Source organism: Pseudomonas sp. No.117 (assembly GCF_054558395.1).
This window is the reverse complement of the sequence record NZ_BAAJNP010000003.1, coordinates 518,370-539,129: the sequence shown is the minus strand read 5'-3', so window position 1 is coordinate 539,129 and position 20,760 is coordinate 518,370. Positions and strand designations below refer to the sequence as shown.

Here is a 20,760-nt window from a genome sequence, read left to right as displayed (position 1 = left end):
TCTTGAGGTTTCCTATAGAGGGCCAAGCCCCCTCCTGAGTTCCAGGCCGCTGCGCTCGCCTAGCCCTGGATCATGCTGTGGATGCGCTCCGCCAGGGCATCGATGTCGAAGGGCTTGATCAGCATGTCCATGTTCTCGCCGAGGAATTCCCCGCGCACCTTGGCGTTCTTGGCATAGCCGGTGATGAACAGCACCTTGAGCTCGGGCCGGCGACCGCGGGCGATCTCGGCGAGCTGGCGGCCGTTCATGCCGGGCAGGCCGACATCGCTGATGAGCAGGTCCAGGCGTTGGTCGCTCTCGATGATCGGCAGGGCACTGTCGGCATCGCCGGCTTCCAGAGCGGTGTAGCCCAGTTCGGCGAGCACTTCCAGCACGATCATGCGCACGGCATATTCATCCTCGACCACCAGGACGGTCTGCCCGGCCTCGGCCCGCGGCGCGACCTTGGCCGTCGGCTGGTCGCTGGTTGCCGTGACGACCTCGGGGTGCCGCGGCAGGTAGAGGCTGATGGTGGTGCCCTGGCCCGGTTCGGTGTCGATGCGCGCGGTGCCACCGGACTGCTTGACGAAGCCGTAGATCATCGACAGGCCGAGTCCGGTGCCCTGGCCGGCCGGCTTGGTGGTGAAGAAGGGCTCGAAGGCCTTGGCCTTGACCTCCGGCGGCATGCCGGTTCCGGTATCGGCCACGCTCAGCCGCACATAGTCGCCCGGCGCCAGGGATTCGCGGGCCGCCGTCTCGTGGTCCAGGCTGAGGTTGGCGATGGCGATGCACAGCTCGCCTCCTGCCGGCATGGCGTCGCGGCCGTTGATCACCAGGTTGAGCAGGGCGTTTTCCAGCTGGTGGGTATCGCTGTGGGCGAGCCAGGCGAGGGGAGCGAGCTCCAGGCGCAGGACGATGTTCTCGCCCACCGTGCGCACCAACAGGTCCTGCAGCGATTCGACCAGCTGGTGCACGTCCACCGGCTGCGGATCGAGGGTCTGCCGGCGGGCGAAGGCCAGCAGGCGATGGGTGAGGGCCGCGGCGCGGTCGGCCGAATTGACCGCCGCGTTGATATAGCGATCCAGGTCCTGGGTACGGCCGTTGGCGATGCGCAGGCGGATCAGGTCGAGGGCGCCGACGATGCCGGTGAGCATGTTGTTGAAGTCGTGGGCGATGCCGCCGGTGAGCTGGCCGATGGCTTCCATCTTCTGCGACTGGCGCAGCGCCTCTTCGGTGCGCTCGCGCTCGTAGATCTCGGCGATCAGGCGCGCATGGCTGTGGCCCAGCTCCTGGGTGCGTTCGGCGATGCGCTGTTCCAGCTGGTCGGTGGTCTGCCGCGCCTCGGTGATGTCCACGCCACAGCCCACCAGGCCATGGAATTCACCATCGAGCTCCAGCCGCGGCGTACCTTCCAGGCGCAGCCAGCGCCATTCGCCCTGGGCGTTGCGCACCCGCACCTCGGCGCGCAGGGCGCTATGGGTGGCGATGGCCTGGCGGAAGGCACCTTCGAAGGCCGGGCACTCGGCATCCGGCAGCAGGGCGCTCCAGCCCTGGCCGTGCAGGTCGGCATCGTGCAGGTCGAATTCGCTGGCGAAGCGCTGGTTGACGAATTGCAGCTGGCCCTCGGCATCGCAGGCCCAGATCAGTACCGGGGCGCTGTCGGCCATCAGGCGGAAGCGTCCCTCGCTCTCGCGCTGGGCCTCCTGGGAGCGCTGCCGGCAGATCGCCGACCAGAGCCGGTCGGTGACGTCGCGCAGGAACTGCACCTCGCCTTCCGTCCATAGCCGGGCGCGCTGGTCATGGGCGACGAACAGGGCGCGCAGGCGGCCATCTTCGTAGAGCGGGATGTCCACCAGGGCGGCGATCTCCAGGTCGAGCAGGCGCTGGGCATTGGCCCGGGCGCGCGGGTCCTGGCTGACGTCGTCGATGACCAGCGGCGGCTCGCCGTCCTGCTGGCCCAGGCTGTCCGGCGCCAGCAGCGGATAGGCCAGGGCCTGGTCGAAGCTGCCGTTGGGGGTCCAGACCTGTTGCAGGACGAAGGTGCCGCGGCCTTCGTCGAGCCGGGCATAGCCGACCCGGCGCAGGCCCAGGCGGGCGCCGACCAGTTCCAGGGCGGCGGCCATCCCGGCACTTTCCGGATCGCCTTCGCGCAGGCGGTCGCCGAGTTCGATGAGGGCGTGCTGGCGGGCTTCCGCCTCGCGGCGCTCCTCGATCTGCTGGCGCAGCTGGCGATTGGTCTCGCTGATGCGATCGGCGTCGTGCCGCTCACGGGTGATGTCGCGGGCGATGCCCACCAGTCGGCGCTGGCCGCCGGGTTCCAGGCGTTCGCGCCCGCGGATGCTCAGCCACACCGGCTCGTCCTGGCGCGAGCTGCGGACCCGAAAGGTCAGGCGCAGGTCGTAGGCATTGCCGCCGCCCTGGATGGCGGCGGTCACGTAGGCGCGCACCCGCGGGGCATCGGCGGGATGCAGGGCGCGCAGCAGGGCCGCGCCGCGCATGGTGCTGCGTCGCGCGGCGGCGCCGACCAGATTGGCGAGGCGGGTATCCCAGCTGATCAGGTCACGGTCGATGTCGTAGTCCCAGACACCCAGGTCGGCGACGTCCATGGCCAGGGCGATGCGCTGCTCGGCCAGGCGCAGGGCGTCGGCCGCCGCGGTGCGCTCGATGACGATGCGGATGCGCTCGGCGACCTCGCGGACCAGGGCCACGTCGCCGGTGGTCCAGTGCCGCGGCGTATCGGCGTAGAGAAACAAGAGGCCGACCAGCTTTTCGTCGGCGAGCAGGGGCACCACCAGGCCGGCGCGCACGCCATGCTCCAGCAGCAGGCTGCGCATCTCGCCCAGGCGCTGGTCCTGAGCACTGTCTTCCACGCTGACGATGATGCCGCGGCGCAATTCCTCCACCGCCGAGGTGTGCCAGTGCCCCAGGCTGGGCAGGTTGAGGCGGTGGGTGCGGCCCTGTTCGAGCCAGTCGCTGTCGATGGTCAGACTGCCGTCGCGGCCGACCCGGGCATAGCCGATGCGCTGTACCGCCAGCAGATGCCCCAGGCTGTCGCCCAGCACCGAGGCCACTTCGCCGGTATGGGTCACCCCGTGCAGCAGGTCGCCCAGTTCCAGCAGGAAGCGCTGGCGATCATGGCTGCGGATCCTTTCGCTGAGGTCGACGAAGGTGCAGATGGCACCCTGTACCTCGCCGTCGCGCCAGAGCGGCTGGGCGCGCCATTCCACTGGCAGCAGGCTGCCGTCTTCGCGCAGCAGGGCGTCGGCGGACAAATGCAGGGTGGTGCCCTCGCTGGCGGCGCGTTGCAAGGCCCGGGCGCCGTCGTCGCTGCGCGCAGAACTGAGGCGGGCGTCCAGGCGTTCGCCGAGGATGTCGCGCTCCTCGGCCAGCCCGAGCATCTGCCGGAAGGCGCGGTTGCACAGGGTGGCGCGGCCGTCGCGATCCAGGGCGCAGAAACCCTCATGGGTCGATTCGAGCAGCAGGTGGGCGAAGGCCTCGCTTTCCCGCAGCGCCGTTTCCGCCCGCTTGCGGCTATCGATGTCCTGGGCCACGCCGACCCAGTGTTCGATTTCGCCACTGGCATTGGTGAAGGGCATGGTGCGGGTTTCGAACCAGCGATAGTGGCCCTGGGCATCGCGCAGCTGCAGTTCCAGGCTGCCGGCGACGCGTTGCTGGCGCACTTCCCGCCAGCGCTGCAGCAGCTCCTGGCGCTGCTCGGGATGGATGGCAGCGGCCCAGAGGTCGGGATCGGCGACCGCGCTGGCGGGGCTCAGGCCACTGTATTGGTACCAGTAGCGATTGGCGTACTCGAAGCTGCCGTCGGGGCGCGCGAACCAGATGATCTGCGGATTGACGTCCATCAGGGCGCGATAGTGGGCGTCGTCGAGGCGATTCGCCGGAGCAGCGGTCGGCTTCGCCCGTGCCTCCAGCAGCCGCAGCACCTGGCGGGCGAGGCGTTCCAGTCCGTCGAGACGCGCGGTGCTCAGCTCCCGCGGCTGCCAGTCGAGGACACAGAGGGTGCCGAGAAAGATGCCCTCGGCGGTGCGCAGCGGTGCCCCGGCGTAGAACCTCAGGCCGGCTGGGTCGGTCACCAGGGGGTTGTCGCTGAAGCGCGGGTCCTGGCTGAGGTCCTCGATCTGCTGCGCCTGCTGGGCCCCATGCAGGTGCTGGCAGAAGGACAGGGTCAGGGGAATCTGCGCCACGCCCAGGCCGCGTTCGGCCTTGAACAGCTGCTGCCGTTCGCCGAGCAGATTGACCGCGGCAATGGGCGTCTCGCACAGGGTGGCGGCCAGCTCCACCAGGTCGTCGAAGGCCGGCTCCGGCTGGTCGTCGAGCAGGCCATAGGCCGCCAGGATATCCTGGCGGCGATGGATCTGTTCGGCGTCCTCGGCCGCCACGGCCGGAAGAGTCACGACGGTTGTCTGCACGGCTCGCTATCCTTGTTCCGCTCGCGGGCTGCTGGGGCGCTAACGTTCGCTCTGGGGGGTGACGCGCAGGACTTCTTCCACAGTGGTGAAACCGGCGGCGAGCTTTTGCGCGCCGGACAGTCGCAGGCTGCGCATGCCTTCCTTGAACGCCTGACGCCGCAGGGCAGTGATGTCGGTATCCGCGGTGATCAGTTCACGCAGACTATCGGAGAGGGTGAGGATTTCGTATACCCCGGCACGACCGCGGTAGCCGGTGTCGCGACATTCCGGGCAGCCCACCGGCTGCATGGCGCCAGTGGGCAGCGGCGCGTTCCAGGGCTTGGTCAGCTCCTGCCAGGCGGCCGGATCCAGCTCGGTGGGCGTCTTGCAGGCGGGGCACAGGGTCCGCACCAGGCGCTGGGCCATGACGCCCAGCACGGTGGCGCGGATCAGGTAGTAGGGCACGCCCAGTTCGATCAGCCGGCTCACCGAGCTGGGGGCATCGTTGGTGTGCAGGGTGGACAGCACCAGGTGGCCGGTCAGCGCCGCCTGGATGGCCATCTCGGCAGTCTCCAGGTCGCGGATCTCGCCGATCATGATGATGTCCGGGTCCTGCCGCATCAGCGCCCGCACGCCACTGGCGAAGGTCACCTCGATGTTGGGCTGCACCTGCATCTGGTTGAAGGAGTCCTCCACCATCTCGATGGGGTCCTCGATGGTGCAGACGTTCACCTCGGGCGTGGCCAGCTGCTTGAGGGTGGTGTACAGCGTGGTGGTCTTGCCCGAGCCGGTGGGGCCGGTGACCAGGATGATGCCGTTGGGCTGCCCGGTCATGCCGGCCCAGCGGCGCAGGTCATCGGCGGAAAAGCCCAGCTGGTCGAAGCTCTTGAGCAGCACGTCCGGGTCGAAGATCCGCATCACCAGCTTCTCGCCGAAGGCGGTGGGCATGGTCGACAGGCGCAGCTCCACCTCCTTTTCCCCGGCCATGCGCGTCTTGATCCGGCCATCCTGGGGCTTGCGCTTCTCGGCGACGTTCATGCGCCCGAGGTTCTTGATCCGGCTGACCACCGCCAGGGTGACCTGCGCCGGGAACTGGTAGACGGTGTGCAGCACCCCGTCGATGCGAAAGCGCACCGCGCCCTGCTCGCGGCGCGGCTCGACGTGGATATCGCTGGCGCGCTGCTGGAAGGCGTACTGGAACAGCCAGTCGACGATGTTGACGATGTGGGCGTCGTTGGCATCCGGCTCGCCATCGCTGGCGCCCAGGTTGACCAGTTGCTCGAAGTTGCCGACGCCGCTGGTCTTCTGTTCCACCGCCGAGGCGCCGGTCACCGAGCGCGCCAGGCGGAAGAACTCCTGGGTGTAGCGGGTGATGTCGGCGGGGCTGGCCACCACGCGCTTGATCGGCCGCTGCAGCACATGGGTGAGGTTGCTCTCCCAGCTGTGCACGAAGGGCTGGGCGCTGGCCACCGTCACCTCGTCCGGGCTCACCGCCACGGCGAGGATCTTGTTGCGCTGGGCAAAGGCGTAGGACATCAGCGGAGTGACCGAGGCCACGTCTACCTTGAGTGGGTCGATGCGGTAGAAGGGCTGGCCCGAGTACTCCGCCAGCCAGCGGGTCAGGCTGTCCAGGTCCAGCTTGCGCCCGGGCCGGGAGAGGTCGTCGACGCTCTGCGCGGCGAGGAATTCCAGCGGATGCTGCTGCGGGTTGGCCGAGCCGCGGCGCAGCAGCAGGCACTGCTCGGCGGTCTGCTGATCGATGCGCTGCTGGCCAACCAGCTCGCGCAGGATGTCGCCCAGGTCGAGCCAACGATCAGCGGAAGGGGAAGCTATGGCGGACATCTGGACTCCTAGACAGGATGGTCGCCCGGATTCGACAGCCTGTCCGCGGGCGACGCCACTACCGCCCCCGTGGACGCTGGAGCGGTCGTTTTTTCCAGCATAGCGATTTTGCGTTGCGGAATCGCTCGCGGCCTTGTGCCATCAGGATGGACGGCGTGGCCAGGGTATCGTTCCTGCCGTCCGGCAGCTCAGGTCAGGGCTTTCCAGGGCGCCAGCACGAAGACCAGCCGGGCCTGCTCGCTCACCCCGGCGAGGTCGCCATGGGCGCTCAGGGGGGCCAGCTTGCCCAGCTCGCCATACAGCCGGTCGGCCTCCGGCAGGTCCAGGGAGCCACGCGCCAGGTGCAGCCAGACCTGCATCCGTTCCAGGCGTGGCAGCTGCTGCTCGATCAGCTCGGGTTCGGTGACGGCGCGCAGCAGCGGCAGCTCGGCCGCCTCCTGGGCGAGCAGGCGCGGCAGCCACTGGCCTAGGGGCGTGGTACCCTGGCGTTCGCCCCGGCCGGTACGGCCCTGGGTCCAGCCGCGGGTCTGCAGCCAGCGGGCGGCGCGCAGTGAGAACAGCCCCCAGCGCGGCTGCTCCAATTCGCTGGCGAAACGCTGCGGCGCCTGGCGCCGGGCGTCTTCGTCGTCCTGGCCGATCACCGCCAGCGGCCGCCAGTCGGCGAGCAGCTCGTCGAGGGTCTGCCGCAGCTCGCGGGTAGTGGTGCGCGGCGCGGCCTGGCCGAGGCTGCCGAGCAGGGCGCGCAGGTCGATCAGCTGGTGCACCCAGTCCACCAGCAGGCGCCAGTGGCCGTTCCAGCGATACTGCTCGGCCAGCCGCTGACTGCTGGCCAGCAGGTGCCAGCCCAGCCGGGCGACCGCCTCGTCCAGGGGCGTCTCGGCGTCCAGCTCCGGTGCGGCGAGATAGAGGGTGTAGCTCGCCGCATCGTGCAGGCGATAGCCGCGCTCGGCCTTGCTGATGTCGCAGGGCATCAACGGCAGCTCGGCGGCCAGTTGCTCGGCCAGCTCCAGCAGGGCCGCCGGCTCGCCCTGGCGCAGTTCCAGCTCGACCTCGGTGATGGCTTCACGCTGCTCGCCGGCGCGGACCTCGCCCTGGTCCAGGGCCACCTCGATGATGGTACGCGCCTTGCCACGGCCCCAGGCGATTTCCGCCGCGTCGCGGACGAAGTCGGTATCGAACACCGGCTGCAACCGGCGCAGGTCCAGGTCGGCCAGCTCCGCGGGCCAGCAGCCTTCGTCGAACCGCGAGGTGTCCAAGGTGGCATCGCTCAGCGGCCATTCCCATTCGTTGCGCTCGGACAGCCCGGCCACGCTCTGGCCGCGACTCTTGAGCGTCTGGATGTAGCGGTCGCCGTCGCGGCGCACGCGCAGGGCCACCTTGGCATGGGCCAGGTCGCGGGTGTCGGTGTCGTAATAGCAGTTGGACAGCTCGTGGCGCTGCCAGCCGTCCTTGCAACGCTTCTTGAGCAAGGGGTGAGCGCGCAGGGCATCGAGGGTCGCCGCGCTGGCGCGCAGCTTGATTTCGGTTTCTTTGGCCATTGGAGCATCCTGGCGCCGGAAGAGAACGGTCCGGCTCCGTGCCGAGCGCGTCATGACGACGGACGGCGAGAACGTGGGCGCTAGTTTAGCCCGTCCCGGCCCCTGGGCGCATGAAGGTTTCATCCCAGGACGGATGGCGCCATGATGGAGCCGTGACCAGGAGACATCCATGACTGTGCCCGCGCTGAAAGCTCTGTTCGCCACCCTCATCGCCGAAAGCTCGGTGAGCTGCACCCAGGCGGCGCTGGACCAGTCCAACGCCGGGGTCATCGCCCGCCTGGCCGGCTGGTTCGGCGCCCTGGGCTTCGCCTGCGACCCAGGAGGTGACCCCGGGCAAGTTCAACCTGATCGCCACCCTGGGCAGCGGGCCGGGCGGTCTGGTGCTGGCTGGGCATACCGATACCGTACCCTATGACGCCGCCCTCTGGCAGGCCGATCCCCTGCGTCTGCGCGACGCCGACGACCGCTGGTACGGCCTCGGCAGCTGCGACATGAAGGGCTTCTTCGCCCTGATCCTGGAGGCGGTGCGCCAGCTGGATCCCCGGCAGTTGCGCCAGCCGTTGATCGTGCTCGCCACCTGCGACGAGGAATCCTCCATGGACGGCGCCCGGGCCCTGGCCGAAGCCGGACGACCGCTGGGCCGCGCCGCGGTGATCGGCGAGCCGACCGGGCTGCGACCGATCCGCCTGCACAAGGGCATCCTCATGGAGCGCATCGACATCCTCGGCCAGAGCGGCCATTCCTCCGACCCGACGCTGGGCCACAGCGCCCTGGAGGCCATGCAGGCGGTGATGGGCGAGCTGCTCGACCTGCGTGCCCAGTGGCAGAGCGAGTACCGCAATCCGCTGTTCCTGGTACCCCAGCCGACCCTCAACCTCGGGTGCATCCACGGGGGCGACAATCCCAACCGCATCTGCGGCCAGTGCGCCCTGGAATTCGACCTGCGCCCCTTGCCGGGCATGCAGCCGGAAGCCCTGCGCCAGGTCATCCGCGGGCGTCTGCTGCCCGTCGCCGAGCGCTTCGGGGTGAAGATCGACTACCAGCCGCTGTTTCCCGCCGTGCCGCCCTTCGAGCAGCCGGCCGAAGCCGAGCTGGTGCGCCTGGCCGAGCGTCTCACCGGCCACCGCGCCGATGCCGTGGCCTTCGCCACCGAGGCGCCCTATCTACAGGCGATCACCCAGGAGGTGCTGGTGCTCGGCCCCGGCGACATCAGCTGCGCCCATCAGCCCGAGGAACACCTGGCGTTGGACCGGATCGAGCCCACCGTGGCGCTCCTGCGCCAGCTGATCGGCCATTATTGCCTGGCAGAAACGCTGGCCACCTGATGAATAGACCCGGTCGCCCGGCGTGACTTTTTGTAAACTCGCGTTGGTCTACTAGCGCCACCTGCCCATCCGCCCCGCTTCGAGGAACCCCCGTGCTGCGACGACGCTGAACGCCCTGCCTGCCTCCGTTCACCCTCACGCCTACTCATCAAGGGTCTTCGTCTCGATGCACGACTACGTCAACTGGCTCCGCCACGCTTCGCCCTACATCAATGCCCACCGCGACGCTACCTTCGTCGTCATGCTGCCCGGCGATGGCGTCGCCCATCCCAACTTCGGCAACATCGTCCACGACCTGGTCCTGCTGCACAGCCTCGGCGTGCGTCTGGTGCTGGTGCACGGCTCGCGTCCGCAGATCGAATCGCGCCTGGCCGCCCGCGGCATCGAGCCGCGCTTCTACAACGACCTGCGCATCACCGACGGCCCGACCCTGGAAGCCGTGATCGACGCGGTCGGCAGCCTGCGCAGCGCCATCGAGGCGCGGCTGTCCATGGACATGGCCGCCTCGCCCATGCAGGGCTCGCGGCTGCGGGTCGCCAGCGGCAACCTGGTCACCGCGCGCCCGGTGGGCGTGCAGGACGGCGTCGACTTCCACCACACCGGCGAAGTCCGCCGCATCGACCGGCGCGGCATCGGCCGGCTGCTCGACGAACGCACCATCGTGCTGCTCTCGCCGCTGGGCTATTCCCCCACCGGCGAGACCTTCAACCTGGCCTGCGAAGACGTCGCCATGCGCGCCGCCATCGACCTGGGCGCCGATAAGCTGGTGCTCTATGGCGCCGAGCCGGGCCTGCTGGACGAACACGGCGCCCTGATCCGCGAGATCGGTCCGCAGCAGATCCCCACCCATCTGGCGCGTCTGGGCAGTTCCTACCAGGCCGAACTGCTCGACGCCGCCGCCCAGGCCACCCGCGGCGGCGTGCGGCGCTGCCACGTCGTTGGCTACGCCGAGGACGGCGCCCTGCTCACCGAACTCTTCACCCGCGCCGGCAGCGGCACCCTGGTGGCCCAGGAGCCCTTCGAAACCCTGCGCGAGGCGACCATCGCCGACGTCGGCGGCCTGATGGAACTGATCCGCCCGCTGGAAGAGCAGGGCATCCTGGTGCGTCGCTCGCGCGAGGTGCTGGAGCGGGAGATCGAGCAGTTCAGCATCGTCGAACGCGAAGGCCTGATCATCGCCTGCGCGGCGCTCTATCCCATCGCCGACTCGGCGGCGGGTGAGCTGGCCTGCCTGGCGGTGAATCCCGACTACCGCCACGGCGGCCGCGGTGATGCCCTGCTGGAACGTATCGAGCAGCGCGCTCGCGAGCGTGGCCTGAGCACCCTGTTCGTGCTCACCACCAAGACCGCCCACTGGTTCCGCGAGCGGGGTTTCGAACCCAGTGGCGTGGAACGCCTGCCGGCGGCGCGGGCGTCGCTGTACAACTACCAGCGCAACTCGAAGATCTTCGAGAAGAGCCTGTAAGCGGACTCGGACGTAGGTTGGGCTGAGACGGCTCTATCGTCGAAGCCCAACGCTTGGGTTCTGGCTTATCGCTGCACTGGCTGATTACCGAGTTTCGGATGGTTCTTGTTTCGCCCCCTCGGGCGAGTCACTTTTGCCAGTCGCGGCTACGCGCCCCGGACAAAAGTAACCAAAAACGCTTGCCCCGACCATCCGGCCCTTCGCTTCGCTGCGGGTGACTCGCGTTGCTCGCCCTTCGGGCCAGCCTACGGCTGTTACTTCGCTGCGCTACGTTTCGCTCACGCCAGCGTCGCTCCGGGGTCGGCCTACACGGGCCGTCCATGGCCCGTTAGGCCTCTCGCCGCCTCCATGCGGCTCGACCCACTCCACGACACTGGCGTTCGCCCTGCTGAACGGGGCGATTCGCCAGCCTGAAAGTTTTGCTCGAAGAGCAGGAAGCGACTCGTAGCGTGGACAACGGCAAAGCCTTGTCCACTGATGGCTTCGGTGCCCACCAGTGGAAAACGCTATGCGGTTTTCCACGCTACAGATCCTGTGAACACCCAAGCCTCAGGCTGGCGCCCCGTCCCCGTCAGTGAGGCCGAGTGTAGGTGGCGCGGAGGGGAATGCGAGGCAGGACGCCGAGCAAGGCGCGAGGGGCAGGAGGCCCCTTCGTGCCGTACCCCCGGAGCGGCGTCGGAGCGAGGGGACCCGGAGCGAAGCGTAGGGCCGAAGCGTGGGGACAGCGTTTTTGGTTACTTTTGCCGCGATTGGCAAAAGTGAGTCGCCCGGGTGGGCGAAACAAAAGCCATCAGCAGAACACGATAATCAGCTAGGGCACCAACAAGCTCTTTAGCACTTGGCACCTCAATGTTGGGGTTGGGCTTCGCTCTCGCTCAACCCAACCTACATCACCCTAAACCCCAATCGTCGCCAAAATACTCGCCTGATACGCCGCCACGAAGGTATCGAAATCCCCCTGGGGCGCCGCCTCAATCTCCGCCTGCTCTTCCAGCGACTGCCGGGCCATCTCGGTGTAGCCTTCCCGCTCGCCGTCGCTCAGCGGATGGCTGGCGAAATAGGCCGCATGGGCCTCGCTCTGCCGCAGCCCGAATTCGGCGAAGCTCTCGCCATGCTCGCGCAATTCCTGCAGCACCCGCGCCGAAGGGGTGCGGCTGACATCGGCGAACTTCTGCCGCTGCACCGCCACCGCCTGGCGATGGGCGTCGCCGCCCAGGCTGGCGTCCAGGGTCTCGGCGCAGCGTTCGATCTGGTCGAGCAGCTCCGCCGCCCAGTCGATCATCGCCACCGAGGCGCCATGGCGCTGCAGGCGCAGGCCCGGCTTGCGGCCCTCGCGGACCACGCTGGCGAAGTTGTCGGTGCATTCGCTGCACTCGCCGTTGAGCGGCGGGCTGCCTTCCAGGGCGCAATAGAGCAGGAAGGCGTCGAGGAAGAGGGCGGTGGTGGTGTCGATCCCCAGCGGCAGGAAGGGGTCGATGTCCAGGCAGCGCACCTCGATGTACTGCACGCCACGGGCCATCAGCGCCTGCACCGGCCGCTCGCCGCTACGGGTGACCCGCTTCGGGCGGATGGTGGCGTAGTACTCGTTCTCGATCTGCAGGATGTTGGTGTTGAGCTGCACCCACTCGCCGTCCTGGTGGGTACCGATCTCCGCATAGGGCGGATAGGGCGTGCCCACCGCGCGCCTGAGGCTCTCGGTGTAGGTGGTCAGGTCGTTGTAGTCCGGCGTCAGGCTGGCCTGGGCGTTGCTCTGGTAGCCCAGGTCGCTCATGCGCAGGCTGGTGGCATAGGGCAGGTACAGGGTCCGCTCGTCCAGGGTCTGCAGCTGGTGCGGCCGGCCCCGCAGGAAGCCGACATCCAGCGCCGGCGAGGCGCCGAACAGGTACATCAGCAGCCAGCTGTAGCGGCGGAAGTTGCGGATCAGGGCGATATAGCGCGCCGACTGGTAGTCGCGGGCATCGCGCGCATCGCCTTCGCTCTGGCGCAACAGCTCCCAGGCCTTTTCCGGCAAGGAGAAGTTGTAGTGGATGCCGGCGATGCACTGCATGGTGCGGCTGTAGCGCAGCGCCAGGCCGCGGCGATAGACGTGCTTGAGCCGGCCGATGTTGGAGCTGCCGTAGTCGGCGATGGGGATCTGGTCCTCGGCCGGCAGGGCGCAGGGCATCGAACCGCTCCAGATCCGCTCGCCATCGAGCTGGGCCACCGCGGCGCGGTGCACCCGGTCCAGCGCTTCCAGCACCTCGGGGGTTTGGGTGCCGGTGGGGGTGATGAATTCCAGCAGCGCCTCGGAATAGTCCGTGGTGATCTGCGGGTGGGTCAGGGCCGAGCCCAGCGTCCGCGGGTGGGGGCGCTGGGACAGCTCGCCCTGGGCGTCGATGCGCAGGGCCTCGCGTTCGATGCCGTGCAGGCAAGCGGCCAGAAGGGTGGAATCGGCGCCGAGCAGCGCCAGGCGGCGGGACAGGATATCGCTCAAGTTAACTTCCTTTGGCGGTACTCGCCCCGGGCAGGGTAGAAGAAACCGACTGATATGAGGGTGGTCGGCCAGGGCCGACGCGGGCGCAGCAGTCACTGCCGCGGTCCGGGTTCAAGCCTCAGACCGCAACCCGCTCAGTTGTCTCCCAGCGTAGCTCAGGCGATGGCAAAGGGCGATATGCGCCGCCTTGCCACCACCCGGTCTGGCCGGTCATAGACAGGCGAAGGTCGCCTGGGCCAGGGCGATCAGTTTGTCGCCCTGGTGGACCTTGGCTTCCAGCACATGGGTCTTGCGGCCCGGGTGGATCACCCGGGCATGGCAGACCAGCTCGCCTTCGCTCACGCCGCGCACGTAGTTGACCTTGCACTCCAGGGTCACGCTACCGGACCGGCCGTCGAACAGGCTGTGGCTGGCCTGGCCCAGGGCGGTGTCGATCAGCGAGAAGAGGGCGCCGCCATGCAGCTTGCCGTGCAGGTTGATCAGCTGGTCCTGCACGCTCATGCGCACCTCGGACTCGCCCTGCTCGGCCTTGTGGATGGTCATGCCCAGCAGACTGCTGAAGGCGCTGTCCTTACCTACGGGAGAACCACTCATGCTCACTTCCTCAGTTGCTTGGCATTGGCGAACAGCGATGCCATGGCGTTATTGGCCGGCGCCGCTTGCGTCTGCCGCGGCGCGCCCTTGTCGACGCGGGACTTGCCGCTGCCAGCGCGGGCCTGACCGCCGGGCTTGCCCTCGACCTTCTCGCCGGGAGTATCGCCCATGCGCATGGACAGGCCCACGCGATTGCGCGGCACATCCACTTCCATCACCTTGACCTTGACGATGTCGCCGGCCTTGACCACCTCGTAGGGATCCTTGACGAACTTCTCCGACAGGGCGCTGATGTGCACCAGGCCATCCTGGTGCACGCCGATGTCGACGAAGGCACCGAAGTTGGTGACGTTGGTGATGACGCCCTCGAGCACCATGCCGGGCTTGAGGTCGGAGAGCTTTTCCACGCCATCCTGGAACACCGCGGTCTTGAACTCCGGGCGCGGGTCACGACCAGGCTTGTCCAGTTCCTTGAGGATGTCGGTCACCGTCGGCAGGCCGAAGCTCTCGTCGGTGAATTTCTTCGGATCCAGGCGCTTGAGGAAGCCCGAGTCGCCGATCAGCGAACGGATATCGCGACCGGTGTCGGCGGCGATGCGCTGCACCAGCGGATAGGTCTCCGGGTGCACCCCTGAGGCGTCCAGCGGATTGGCGCCGCTCATCACCCGCAGGAAGCCGGCGGCTTGCTCGAAGGTCTTGTCGCCCAGGCGCGGCACCTTCTTCAGGGCGTCACGGGTGGCGAAGGCGCCATTGGCATCGCGGAACTGCACGATGTTCTGCGCCAAAGTGGCGTTCAGACCGGAGATCCGCGCCAGCAGGGCGGCGGAGGCGGTGTTCACATCCACGCCCACGGCGTTCACGCAGTCTTCCACCACAGCGTCCAGGCTGCGCGCGAGCTTGAGCTGGGAGACATCGTGTTGGTACTGGCCGACGCCGATGGACTTGGGCTCGATCTTCACCAGCTCGGCCAGCGGATCCTGCAGGCGACGGGCGATGGACACGGCGCCGCGCAGGGAGACGTCCAGCTCGGGGAATTCCCGGGCGGCCAGTTCCGAGGCGGAATACACCGAGGCGCCGGCCTCGCTGACCATCACCTTGGTCAGGCCCAGGCCGGGATACTTGCGGATCAGCTCGCCGGCCAGCTTGTCGGTCTCGCGGCTGGCGGTGCCGTTGCCGATGGCGATCAGGTCGACGCCGTGCTTGGTGCAGAGCACGCCGAGGGTGGCCAGGGTCTGGTCCCACTGGTTCTTCGGTGCGTGCGGGTAGACGGTGTCGGTGGCCAGCAGCTTGCCGGTGGCATCCACCACCGCCACCTTGCAACCGGTACGCAGACCCGGGTCCAGCGCCAGGGTGGTGCGCGGACCGGCCGGGGCGGCCAGCAGCAGATCGTGCAGGTTGCGGGCGAACACCGCGATGGCCTCTTCCTCGGCCTTCTCGCGCAACTCGCCGAGCAGGTCGGTTTCCAGGGAGGTGTAGAGCTTGACCTTCCAGGTCCAGCGCACCACCTCGGCCAGCCACTTGTCCGCGGCGCGACCTTCGTTTTTCAGGCCGAAGTGCGCGGCGATCAGTCCCTCGCAGGGATGGGCGATGCCCGGGCCTTCCTCGCCGAGCTTGAGCGCGGCGCTGAGGATGCCTTCGTTGCGCCCGCGGAAGATCGCCAGGGCGCGGTGCGAGGGTACCGCCTTGAAGGCTTCGTCATGCTCGAAGTAATCGCTGAACTTGGCGCCTTCGGTTTCCTTGCCGGGGATCAGGCGGGCGCTGAGGATGGCGTCCTGCTGCAGCACGCCACGCAGGCGTGCCAGCAGATCGGCGTCCTCGGCGAAACGCTCCATCAGGATGTACTTGGCGCCTTCCAGGGCGGCCTTGACGTCGGCCACGCCCCTGTCCGCATCGACATAGGCGGCCGCCTCGGTCTCCGGCGTCAGCGTCGGATCGCCCAGCAGCGCTTCGGCCAGCGGGCCGAGGCCAGCTTCCAGAGCGATCTGGCCCTTGGTGCGGCGCTTCTGCTTGTAGGGCAGGTAGAGGTCTTCCAGGCGGGTCTTGGTGTCGGCCAGGTTGATCTCGCGGGCCAGCTCGGGCGTCAGCTTGCCCTGTTCCTCGATGCTGGCCAGCACCGCCGAGCGGCGCTCTTCCAGCTCGCGCAGATAGCGCAGCCGTTCCTCGAGATGACGCAGCTGGGTGTCGTCCAGGCTGCCGGTGACTTCCTTGCGGTAACGGGCGATGAAGGGCACGGTGGACCCTTCGTCGAGCAGGGCCACGGCGGCGGCGACCTGTTGCGGGCGGGCGCCGAGCTCCTCGGCGATACGGCTATTGATATCCATCGGGCTTCCTGGCTGGCACAAGAAAAAGCGGGCGGGAGTATACCCGAGCCGGTCGCGCCGCCGCTTCCTGCGCCACCACCGTCGCCCGTCGCCGGGCAAAATCTGCTAACAATGGCCCAAAGCCGCGGTCGGATGGCCTACGGCATAATCCAGTGCTAGATCACAAGGAGACGTTATGAGCACCACCGCTGCCCCAGAAGGTGAAAAGATCCTGGTCGTCGACGACGACGCCCGGCTGCGCCGCCTTTTGGAGCGCTTTCTGGCCGAACAGGGTTATCGCGTCCGCACCGTCGAAAGCGCCGAGCAGATGGACCGTCTGCTGGCCCGCGAGGTCTTCAACCTGGTCGTCCTCGACCTGATGATGCCGGGTGAAGACGGCCTCTCCGCCTGCGCTCGCCTACGCGAGAGCGGCAATCGCATCCCCATCATCATGCTGACCGCCAAGGGCGACGAAGGCAGCCGTATCCAGGGTCTCGACCAGGGTGCCGACGACTACCTGGCCAAGCCGTTCAACCCGTTGGAGCTGGTGGCCCGTATCAAGGCCGTGCTGCGGCGCCAGGCCCCGGTGGTACCCGGCGCCCCCGCCGGTACCGACGAGGTGGTGACCTTCGGCGACTACGCCCTGCACCTGGCCACACGGGAGCTCAAGCGTGGCGAAGAGACCCACATGCTCACCACTGGCGAATTCGCCGTGCTCAAGGCGCTGGTCGACCACGCCCGCGAGCCGCTGACCCGCGACAAGCTGATGAACCTGGCCCGTGGCCGCGAGTGGGATGCCCTGGAGCGCTCTATCGACGTCCAGATCTCGCGCCTGCGGCGGATGATCGAGCCCGACCCGTCCAAGCCGCGCTACATCCAGACCGTCTGGGGCGTGGGCTACGTCTTCGTGCCGGACGGCGCCGGCAAGTAAGACGGATGATGGCCGGGGCGCCTGCCCCGGCTCGGCCGTGTATCAGGCGAACAGGCCCTGGTGCACGCCCACCAGCAGGAAGATCCCCAGTAGCGCCCGGTAGATGATGAAGGGCCAGGTCGAGAAGCGTTCGAGAAAGCGCATCAGGCCCCAGATCGCGGCGAAGGCCGACAGGCTCGCCACCACCAGCCCCACCAGCAACAGCGACCAGGCCTGCGCCGGGATGTGTGCGTGCCAGAGCACCACCAGCTCCTTGAGCCCCGCCAGGGCGATGGCCGGCAGGCCGAGCAGGAAGGAGAAGCGCGCGGCTTCCTCGCGACGCAGATTGAGGAACATGGCCGCGGTCAGGGTCGAGCCCGAACGGGACACGCCCGGAATCAGCGCGCCGACCTGGGCGATGCCCACGATCAAGGCATCGCGCAGGCGCATCTGCGAGATGTCCCTGTTGTGCCGGCAGATCCGCTCCGCCAGTGCCAGCAGGACCGCCATGCCCAGGCAGGCATAGCCGATCACGCTGAGGCCGCGCAGCGGCGAGTCACAGGCATTGAGCAGAGGCGCCAGCAACAACCCGGCGATGCAGATGGGAATGGTCGCCAGCACGATCATCACCGCCAGCAGGAAATCCGGGCTGTCGAAGTTGCGCTGGCGGACCGCGGCGAGACTGCCGCGGGTCACCCCGCTGACGTCGCGCCAGAAATAGCTGATCACCGCCGCCAGGGCCGCCATCTGCATGGCCGCGGAGAAGGCGGAGCCGGGGTCGCGCCAGCCGAGCAGGGCGGGTACCACCCGCATGTGCGCCGTGGACGAAATGGGGAGCAGCTCAGTGATACCCTGCACCACGCCGAGAAAGGCGATCTGGGCGTAGCTGAGCGAGGCGAAGCCGATGTCCAGGCCAGTCTGGCAGATGTCGGACACGAAAGAACTCCAGGTTGAAGGGAAAGAATGGACGAGCAAATGTATCCGAATATTTCCATGTCTGGCTGTCTATCTGGACCCGGCACCGCTGGAGGTTGTGATGGCTTTCGCGCCGTTTGGCTCAGGAAGTTCGGCCAATGAAGGCGCCCAGCTGGTTTCCCCAGAGTTTCTTCGCCCGTTCGCTGTGGATGGTCCTGCTCGCGGTACTGTTTTCCAAGGCCTTGACCCTGGTCTACCTGCTGCTCAACGAGGACGTCTTGGTCGACCGCCAGTACAGCCATGGCGCGGCGCTGACCCTCAGGGCCTACTGGGCCACCCCGGACGCCGAGCGGCCACGCATCGCGCAGGCGGCGGGATTGCGCTACGAATCGCCGGAAACCGTGCCGGCCGGTGAGTACCACTGGCCCTACAGCGAGATCTTCGAACGGCAGATGAAACAGGAGCTGGGCGAGGACACCGAGGTGCGGGTTCGCGTCCAGCACGGTCCGGCGCTCTGGGTGCTGGCGCCGAGCCTGGGGCCTGACTGGATCAAGATCCCGCTGATGGCCCATCCCCTGCGCGGGCAGCATATCTGGAGCGTGCTCGGCTGGTTCCTCGCCATCGGCCTGCTCTCGGTGGGCGCCGCCTGGGTCTTCGTCCGGCAACTCAACCAGCCCCTGCGCCGCCTGGTGATCGCCGCGCGCGAGCTGGGCAAGGGGCGCAGCGTGCGGCTGCCGGAGACGGACGCGCCCAGTGAGATCCAGGACGTCTACCACGCCTTCAACCAGATGGCCGAGGACGTCGAGCAGGCCGGGCGGGAGCGCGAGCTCATGCTCGCCGGGGTGTCCCACGACCTGCGCACGCCCCTGACCCGGCTGCGCCTGGCCGTCGAACTGATGCCGCCGGCCGAGCGCGAAGAGGCGGAGGACATGATCCGCGACATCGAGGACATGAACGCCATCCTCGACCAGTTCCTCGCCTTCGTCCGCGATGGCCGCGACGAGCCCCAGGAGCTGACCAACATCAACGAGCTGGCCCGCCAGGTGGTGGCGCCCTACAACCAGGAGAGCGAGCGGGTGCGGCTGATGCTGGACGTCCTGCCGCCGCTGCCCGTCCGTCGCATCTCCTTCAAGCGGCTACTGACCAATCTGGTGGAAAACGCCCTGCGCCATGGCGGCGGTGGCGGCATCGAAGTGGTGGGCCAGGTCGCGGGATCCGCTACCGCGCCCTATGTCGCCCTCAGCGTGATGGACCGCGGCCCCGGCATCGATCCCAAGGACCTGCAGGAGATCTTCAATCCCTTCACCCGTGGCAACCGCGCCCGTACCGTCAGCGGTTCGGGGCTGGGCCTGGCCATCGTCAAGCGCATCGCCGCGCAGCACGGCGGCAGCGCCGAACTGCGCAACCGCGAAGGGGGAGGGGTGGAGGCCCGGGTGCTGCTGCCCCTGGGTCTGCTGCTCCCCCGTAGCGCGAGCTGAGCGCTACCTTATCGCGGCCATGGGTTGCATCGAACCTGTAGGAGCGGTCGCTACGGCGCACCGGCATGGCCGCGATAAGAGGGACCCTAAAGGCCAGTGCGTAGGTTGGGCTGCGCGCAGCGAAGCCCAACACCGAATGACCTCAACCCTTGCCCTTGGTCCGCGTCAGCCCCGGCTCGGCGTTCTTCTCCAGGTACTCGATGATGATCCCGGCCACGTCCTTGCCGGTGGTCTGCTCGATGCCTTCCAGGCCGGGCGAGGAATTGACCTCCATCACCAGCGGCCCGTGATTGGATCTCAGGATGTCCACCCCGGCCACGCTCAGGCCCATGGCGCGGGCGGCGCGCAGGGCGGTCATGCGTTCCTCGGGGGTGATCTTGATCAGGCTGGCGGTGCCGCCACGGTGCAGGTTCGAACGGAATTCGCCCGGCGCCGCCTGGCGCTTCATCGCGGCGATGACCTTGTCGCCGACCACGAAGCAGCGGATGTCCGCGCCGCCCGCCTCGCGGATGTACTCCTGGACCATGATGTTCTGCTTCAGGCCCATGAAGGCCTCGATCACCGACTCCGCGGCCTTCTCGGTCTCGCACAGCACCACGCCGATACCCTGGGTGCCTTCGAGGACCTTGATCACCAGGGGCGCGCCGTTGACCATCTGGATGAGGTCCGGCACGTCGTCCGGCGAGTGGGCGAAGCCGGTCACCGGCAGGCCGATGCCCTTGCGTGAAAGCAGCTGCAGGGAACGCAGCTTGTCGCGCGACCGGCTGATGGCCACGCTCTCGTTAAGCGGAAAGACGCCCTGCATCTCGAACTGGCGCAGTACCGCGCAACCATAGAAGGTCACCGAGGCACCGATCCGCGGGATGACCGCATCGAAGCCCTCCAGGGGCTTGCCCCGGTAGTGGATCTGCGGCTTGTGGCTGGCGATGTTCATGTACGCGCGCAGGGTGTCGACCACGACCACCTCGTGGCCACGGCTGACCCCGGCCTCGACCAGGCGCCGGGTGGAATAGAGATTGGGATTACGCGAGAGAACGGCGATTTTCATGGGGCACCGGAGGCCGGAGTAAGGGACAACTGGGGTTTGTCTTGCGCATAGGAGACGGCCGGATTCACCAGCAGGCCACCATCGATCAAGGCCTTGGACCCGAGCAGCATGCGATAGCGCATGCTCTTGCGGCAGGCCAGGGTGAATTCCACCGGCCACTGGCACTCGCCCAGGGCCAGCAGGGTACGGATGACATAACGGGTCTGGGCGATGCCATTGGAGCTGCGGATGGTCTTCTTCGCCACCAGCGGCGCCTCGCAATGCCGATGGCGGGACTGGACGAGCGTCCCAAGGTGCACGGTGAACCTCACCCAGCGCTCCTTGCCGCGCATGAACGGCTGGACCTCCGTCGCATGCAGCGCCGAGGTACTGGCGCCGGTATCGATCTTGGCCCTCAGGCCCACCACGCCCAGTTCAGGCAGTGCCACCCACTCGCTCAGGCCGATGATGACCGGTTCGGCAGATTTGCTCATCGCTGCTCCTTGAA

General features: G+C 67.9%; 12 protein-coding genes and 1 pseudogene. 4 read left to right on the top strand and 9 right to left on the bottom strand.

The window, feature by feature from the left end; translation table 11 throughout:
- Positions 1-59 precede the first annotated feature (59 nt).
- From ACYJP6_RS09285 to ACYJP6_RS09275, 3 genes are all read right to left on the bottom strand, one after another.
- Positions 60-4,406 (bottom strand): PAS domain S-box protein, encoded by a 4,347-nt coding sequence (locus tag ACYJP6_RS09285; RefSeq protein WP_459474710.1) that lies wholly within the window; start codon positions 4,404-4,406, stop codon positions 60-62.
- A gap of 39 nt (positions 4,407-4,445) precedes the next feature.
- The gene (locus ACYJP6_RS09280; RefSeq protein WP_459474709.1) at positions 4,446-6,227 is read right to left on the bottom strand and encodes a GspE/PulE family protein; all 1,782 of its coding nucleotides are present in this window, start codon (positions 6,225-6,227) and stop codon (positions 4,446-4,448) included.
- Positions 6,228-6,415: 188 nt separating this feature from the next.
- A complete protein-coding gene (locus ACYJP6_RS09275) occupies positions 6,416-7,765 on the bottom strand; it encodes a CYTH domain-containing protein (RefSeq protein ID WP_459474708.1) in 1,350 nt (449 codons plus the stop codon).
- 169 nt (positions 7,766-7,934) lie between these two features.
- Between ACYJP6_RS09275 and argE the strand changes: the two are divergent.
- Together argE and argA are read left to right on the top strand one after the other, a co-directional pair.
- A pseudogene (argE, locus tag ACYJP6_RS09270) lies at positions 7,935-9,090 on the top strand (acetylornithine deacetylase).
- A gap of 166 nt (positions 9,091-9,256) precedes the next feature.
- Positions 9,257-10,555 carry an amino-acid N-acetyltransferase gene (gene argA, locus ACYJP6_RS09265; protein WP_459474707.1) on the top strand — a complete coding sequence of 433 codons (1,299 nt, stop codon included), beginning with the start codon at positions 9,257-9,259 and terminating at the stop codon, positions 10,553-10,555.
- 895 nt (positions 10,556-11,450) lie between these two features.
- Here the strand turns inward: argA and gshA are convergent.
- The 3 genes from gshA to ACYJP6_RS09250 all read right to left on the bottom strand — a co-directional run bounded on the left by gshA (position 11,451) and on the right by ACYJP6_RS09250 (position 15,943).
- Complete coding sequence (gene gshA, locus ACYJP6_RS09260) at positions 11,451-13,028, bottom strand: glutamate--cysteine ligase (RefSeq protein ID WP_459474706.1); 1,578 nt, start codon at positions 13,026-13,028, stop codon at positions 11,451-11,453.
- Between the two features lie 210 nt (positions 13,029-13,238).
- Positions 13,239-13,622, bottom strand: coding sequence for a PaaI family thioesterase (locus ACYJP6_RS09255; RefSeq protein ID WP_459474705.1), 384 nt, complete (start codon positions 13,620-13,622; stop codon positions 13,239-13,241).
- Between the two features lie 2 nt (positions 13,623-13,624).
- Positions 13,625-15,943, bottom strand: a complete 2,319-nt coding sequence (locus ACYJP6_RS09250) for a Tex family protein (protein WP_459474704.1) — start codon at positions 15,941-15,943, stop codon at positions 13,625-13,627.
- Positions 15,944-16,118: 175 nt separating this feature from the next.
- Between ACYJP6_RS09250 and ompR the strand changes: the two genes are divergently transcribed.
- The gene (gene ompR, locus ACYJP6_RS09245) at positions 16,119-16,853 is read left to right on the top strand and encodes an osmolarity response regulator transcription factor OmpR (RefSeq protein WP_140218984.1); all 735 of its coding nucleotides are present in this window, start codon (positions 16,119-16,121) and stop codon (positions 16,851-16,853) included.
- 42 nt (positions 16,854-16,895) lie between these two features.
- Here the strand turns inward: ompR and ACYJP6_RS09240 are convergent, their stop codons facing one another.
- On the bottom strand, positions 16,896-17,768 hold the full coding sequence (locus ACYJP6_RS09240) for an undecaprenyl-diphosphate phosphatase (protein ID WP_145013089.1): 873 nt from the start codon (positions 17,766-17,768) through the stop codon (positions 16,896-16,898).
- A gap of 137 nt (positions 17,769-17,905) precedes the next feature.
- On the opposite strand from ACYJP6_RS09240, the gene ACYJP6_RS09235 reads away from it, so the two are divergent.
- Positions 17,906-19,225 carry an ATP-binding protein gene (locus tag ACYJP6_RS09235; RefSeq protein WP_145013087.1) on the top strand — a complete coding sequence of 440 codons (1,320 nt, stop codon included), beginning with the start codon at positions 17,906-17,908 and terminating at the stop codon, positions 19,223-19,225.
- A gap of 142 nt (positions 19,226-19,367) precedes the next feature.
- On the opposite strand, the gene rimK is transcribed toward ACYJP6_RS09235, so the two are convergent.
- Together rimK and rimB are read right to left on the bottom strand one after the other, a co-directional pair.
- Positions 19,368-20,273 carry a 30S ribosomal protein S6--L-glutamate ligase gene (gene rimK / locus ACYJP6_RS09230; RefSeq protein ID WP_027598254.1) on the bottom strand — a complete coding sequence of 302 codons (906 nt, stop codon included), beginning with the start codon at positions 20,271-20,273 and terminating at the stop codon, positions 19,368-19,370.
- Positions 20,270-20,746, bottom strand: coding sequence for a retropepsin-like aspartic endopeptidase RimB (gene rimB / locus ACYJP6_RS09225; RefSeq protein WP_459474703.1), 477 nt, complete (start codon positions 20,744-20,746; stop codon positions 20,270-20,272). The genes rimK and rimB overlap by 4 nt, the downstream gene beginning before the upstream one ends.
- Positions 20,747-20,760: the final 14 nt, after the last annotated feature.

What these genes read in the sequence shown, in the direction of transcription:
- ACYJP6_RS09280 (WP_459474709.1), bottom strand. Translation starts at nt 6,227, where the DNA reads ATGTCCGCCATAGCTTCCCCTTCCGCTGATCGTTGGCTCGACCTGGGC.
- ACYJP6_RS09275 (WP_459474708.1), bottom strand. Translation starts at nt 7,765, where the DNA reads ATGGCCAAAGAAACCGAAATCAAGCTGCGCGCCAGCGCGGCGACCCTC.
- argA (WP_459474707.1), top strand. Translation starts at nt 9,257, where the DNA reads ATGCACGACTACGTCAACTGGCTCCGCCACGCTTCGCCCTACATCAAT.
- ACYJP6_RS09255 (WP_459474705.1), bottom strand. Translation starts at nt 13,622, where the DNA reads ATGAGTGGTTCTCCCGTAGGTAAGGACAGCGCCTTCAGCAGTCTGCTG.
- ACYJP6_RS09250 (WP_459474704.1), bottom strand. Translation starts at nt 15,943, where the DNA reads ATGGATATCAATAGCCGTATCGCCGAGGAGCTCGGCGCCCGCCCGCAA.
- ompR (WP_140218984.1), top strand. Translation starts at nt 16,119, where the DNA reads ATGAGCACCACCGCTGCCCCAGAAGGTGAAAAGATCCTGGTCGTCGAC.
- ACYJP6_RS09235 (WP_145013087.1), top strand. Translation starts at nt 17,906, where the DNA reads ATGAAGGCGCCCAGCTGGTTTCCCCAGAGTTTCTTCGCCCGTTCGCTG.
- rimK (WP_027598254.1), bottom strand. Translation starts at nt 20,273, where the DNA reads ATGAAAATCGCCGTTCTCTCGCGTAATCCCAATCTCTATTCCACCCGG.
- rimB (WP_459474703.1), bottom strand. Translation starts at nt 20,746, where the DNA reads ATGAGCAAATCTGCCGAACCGGTCATCATCGGCCTGAGCGAGTGGGTG.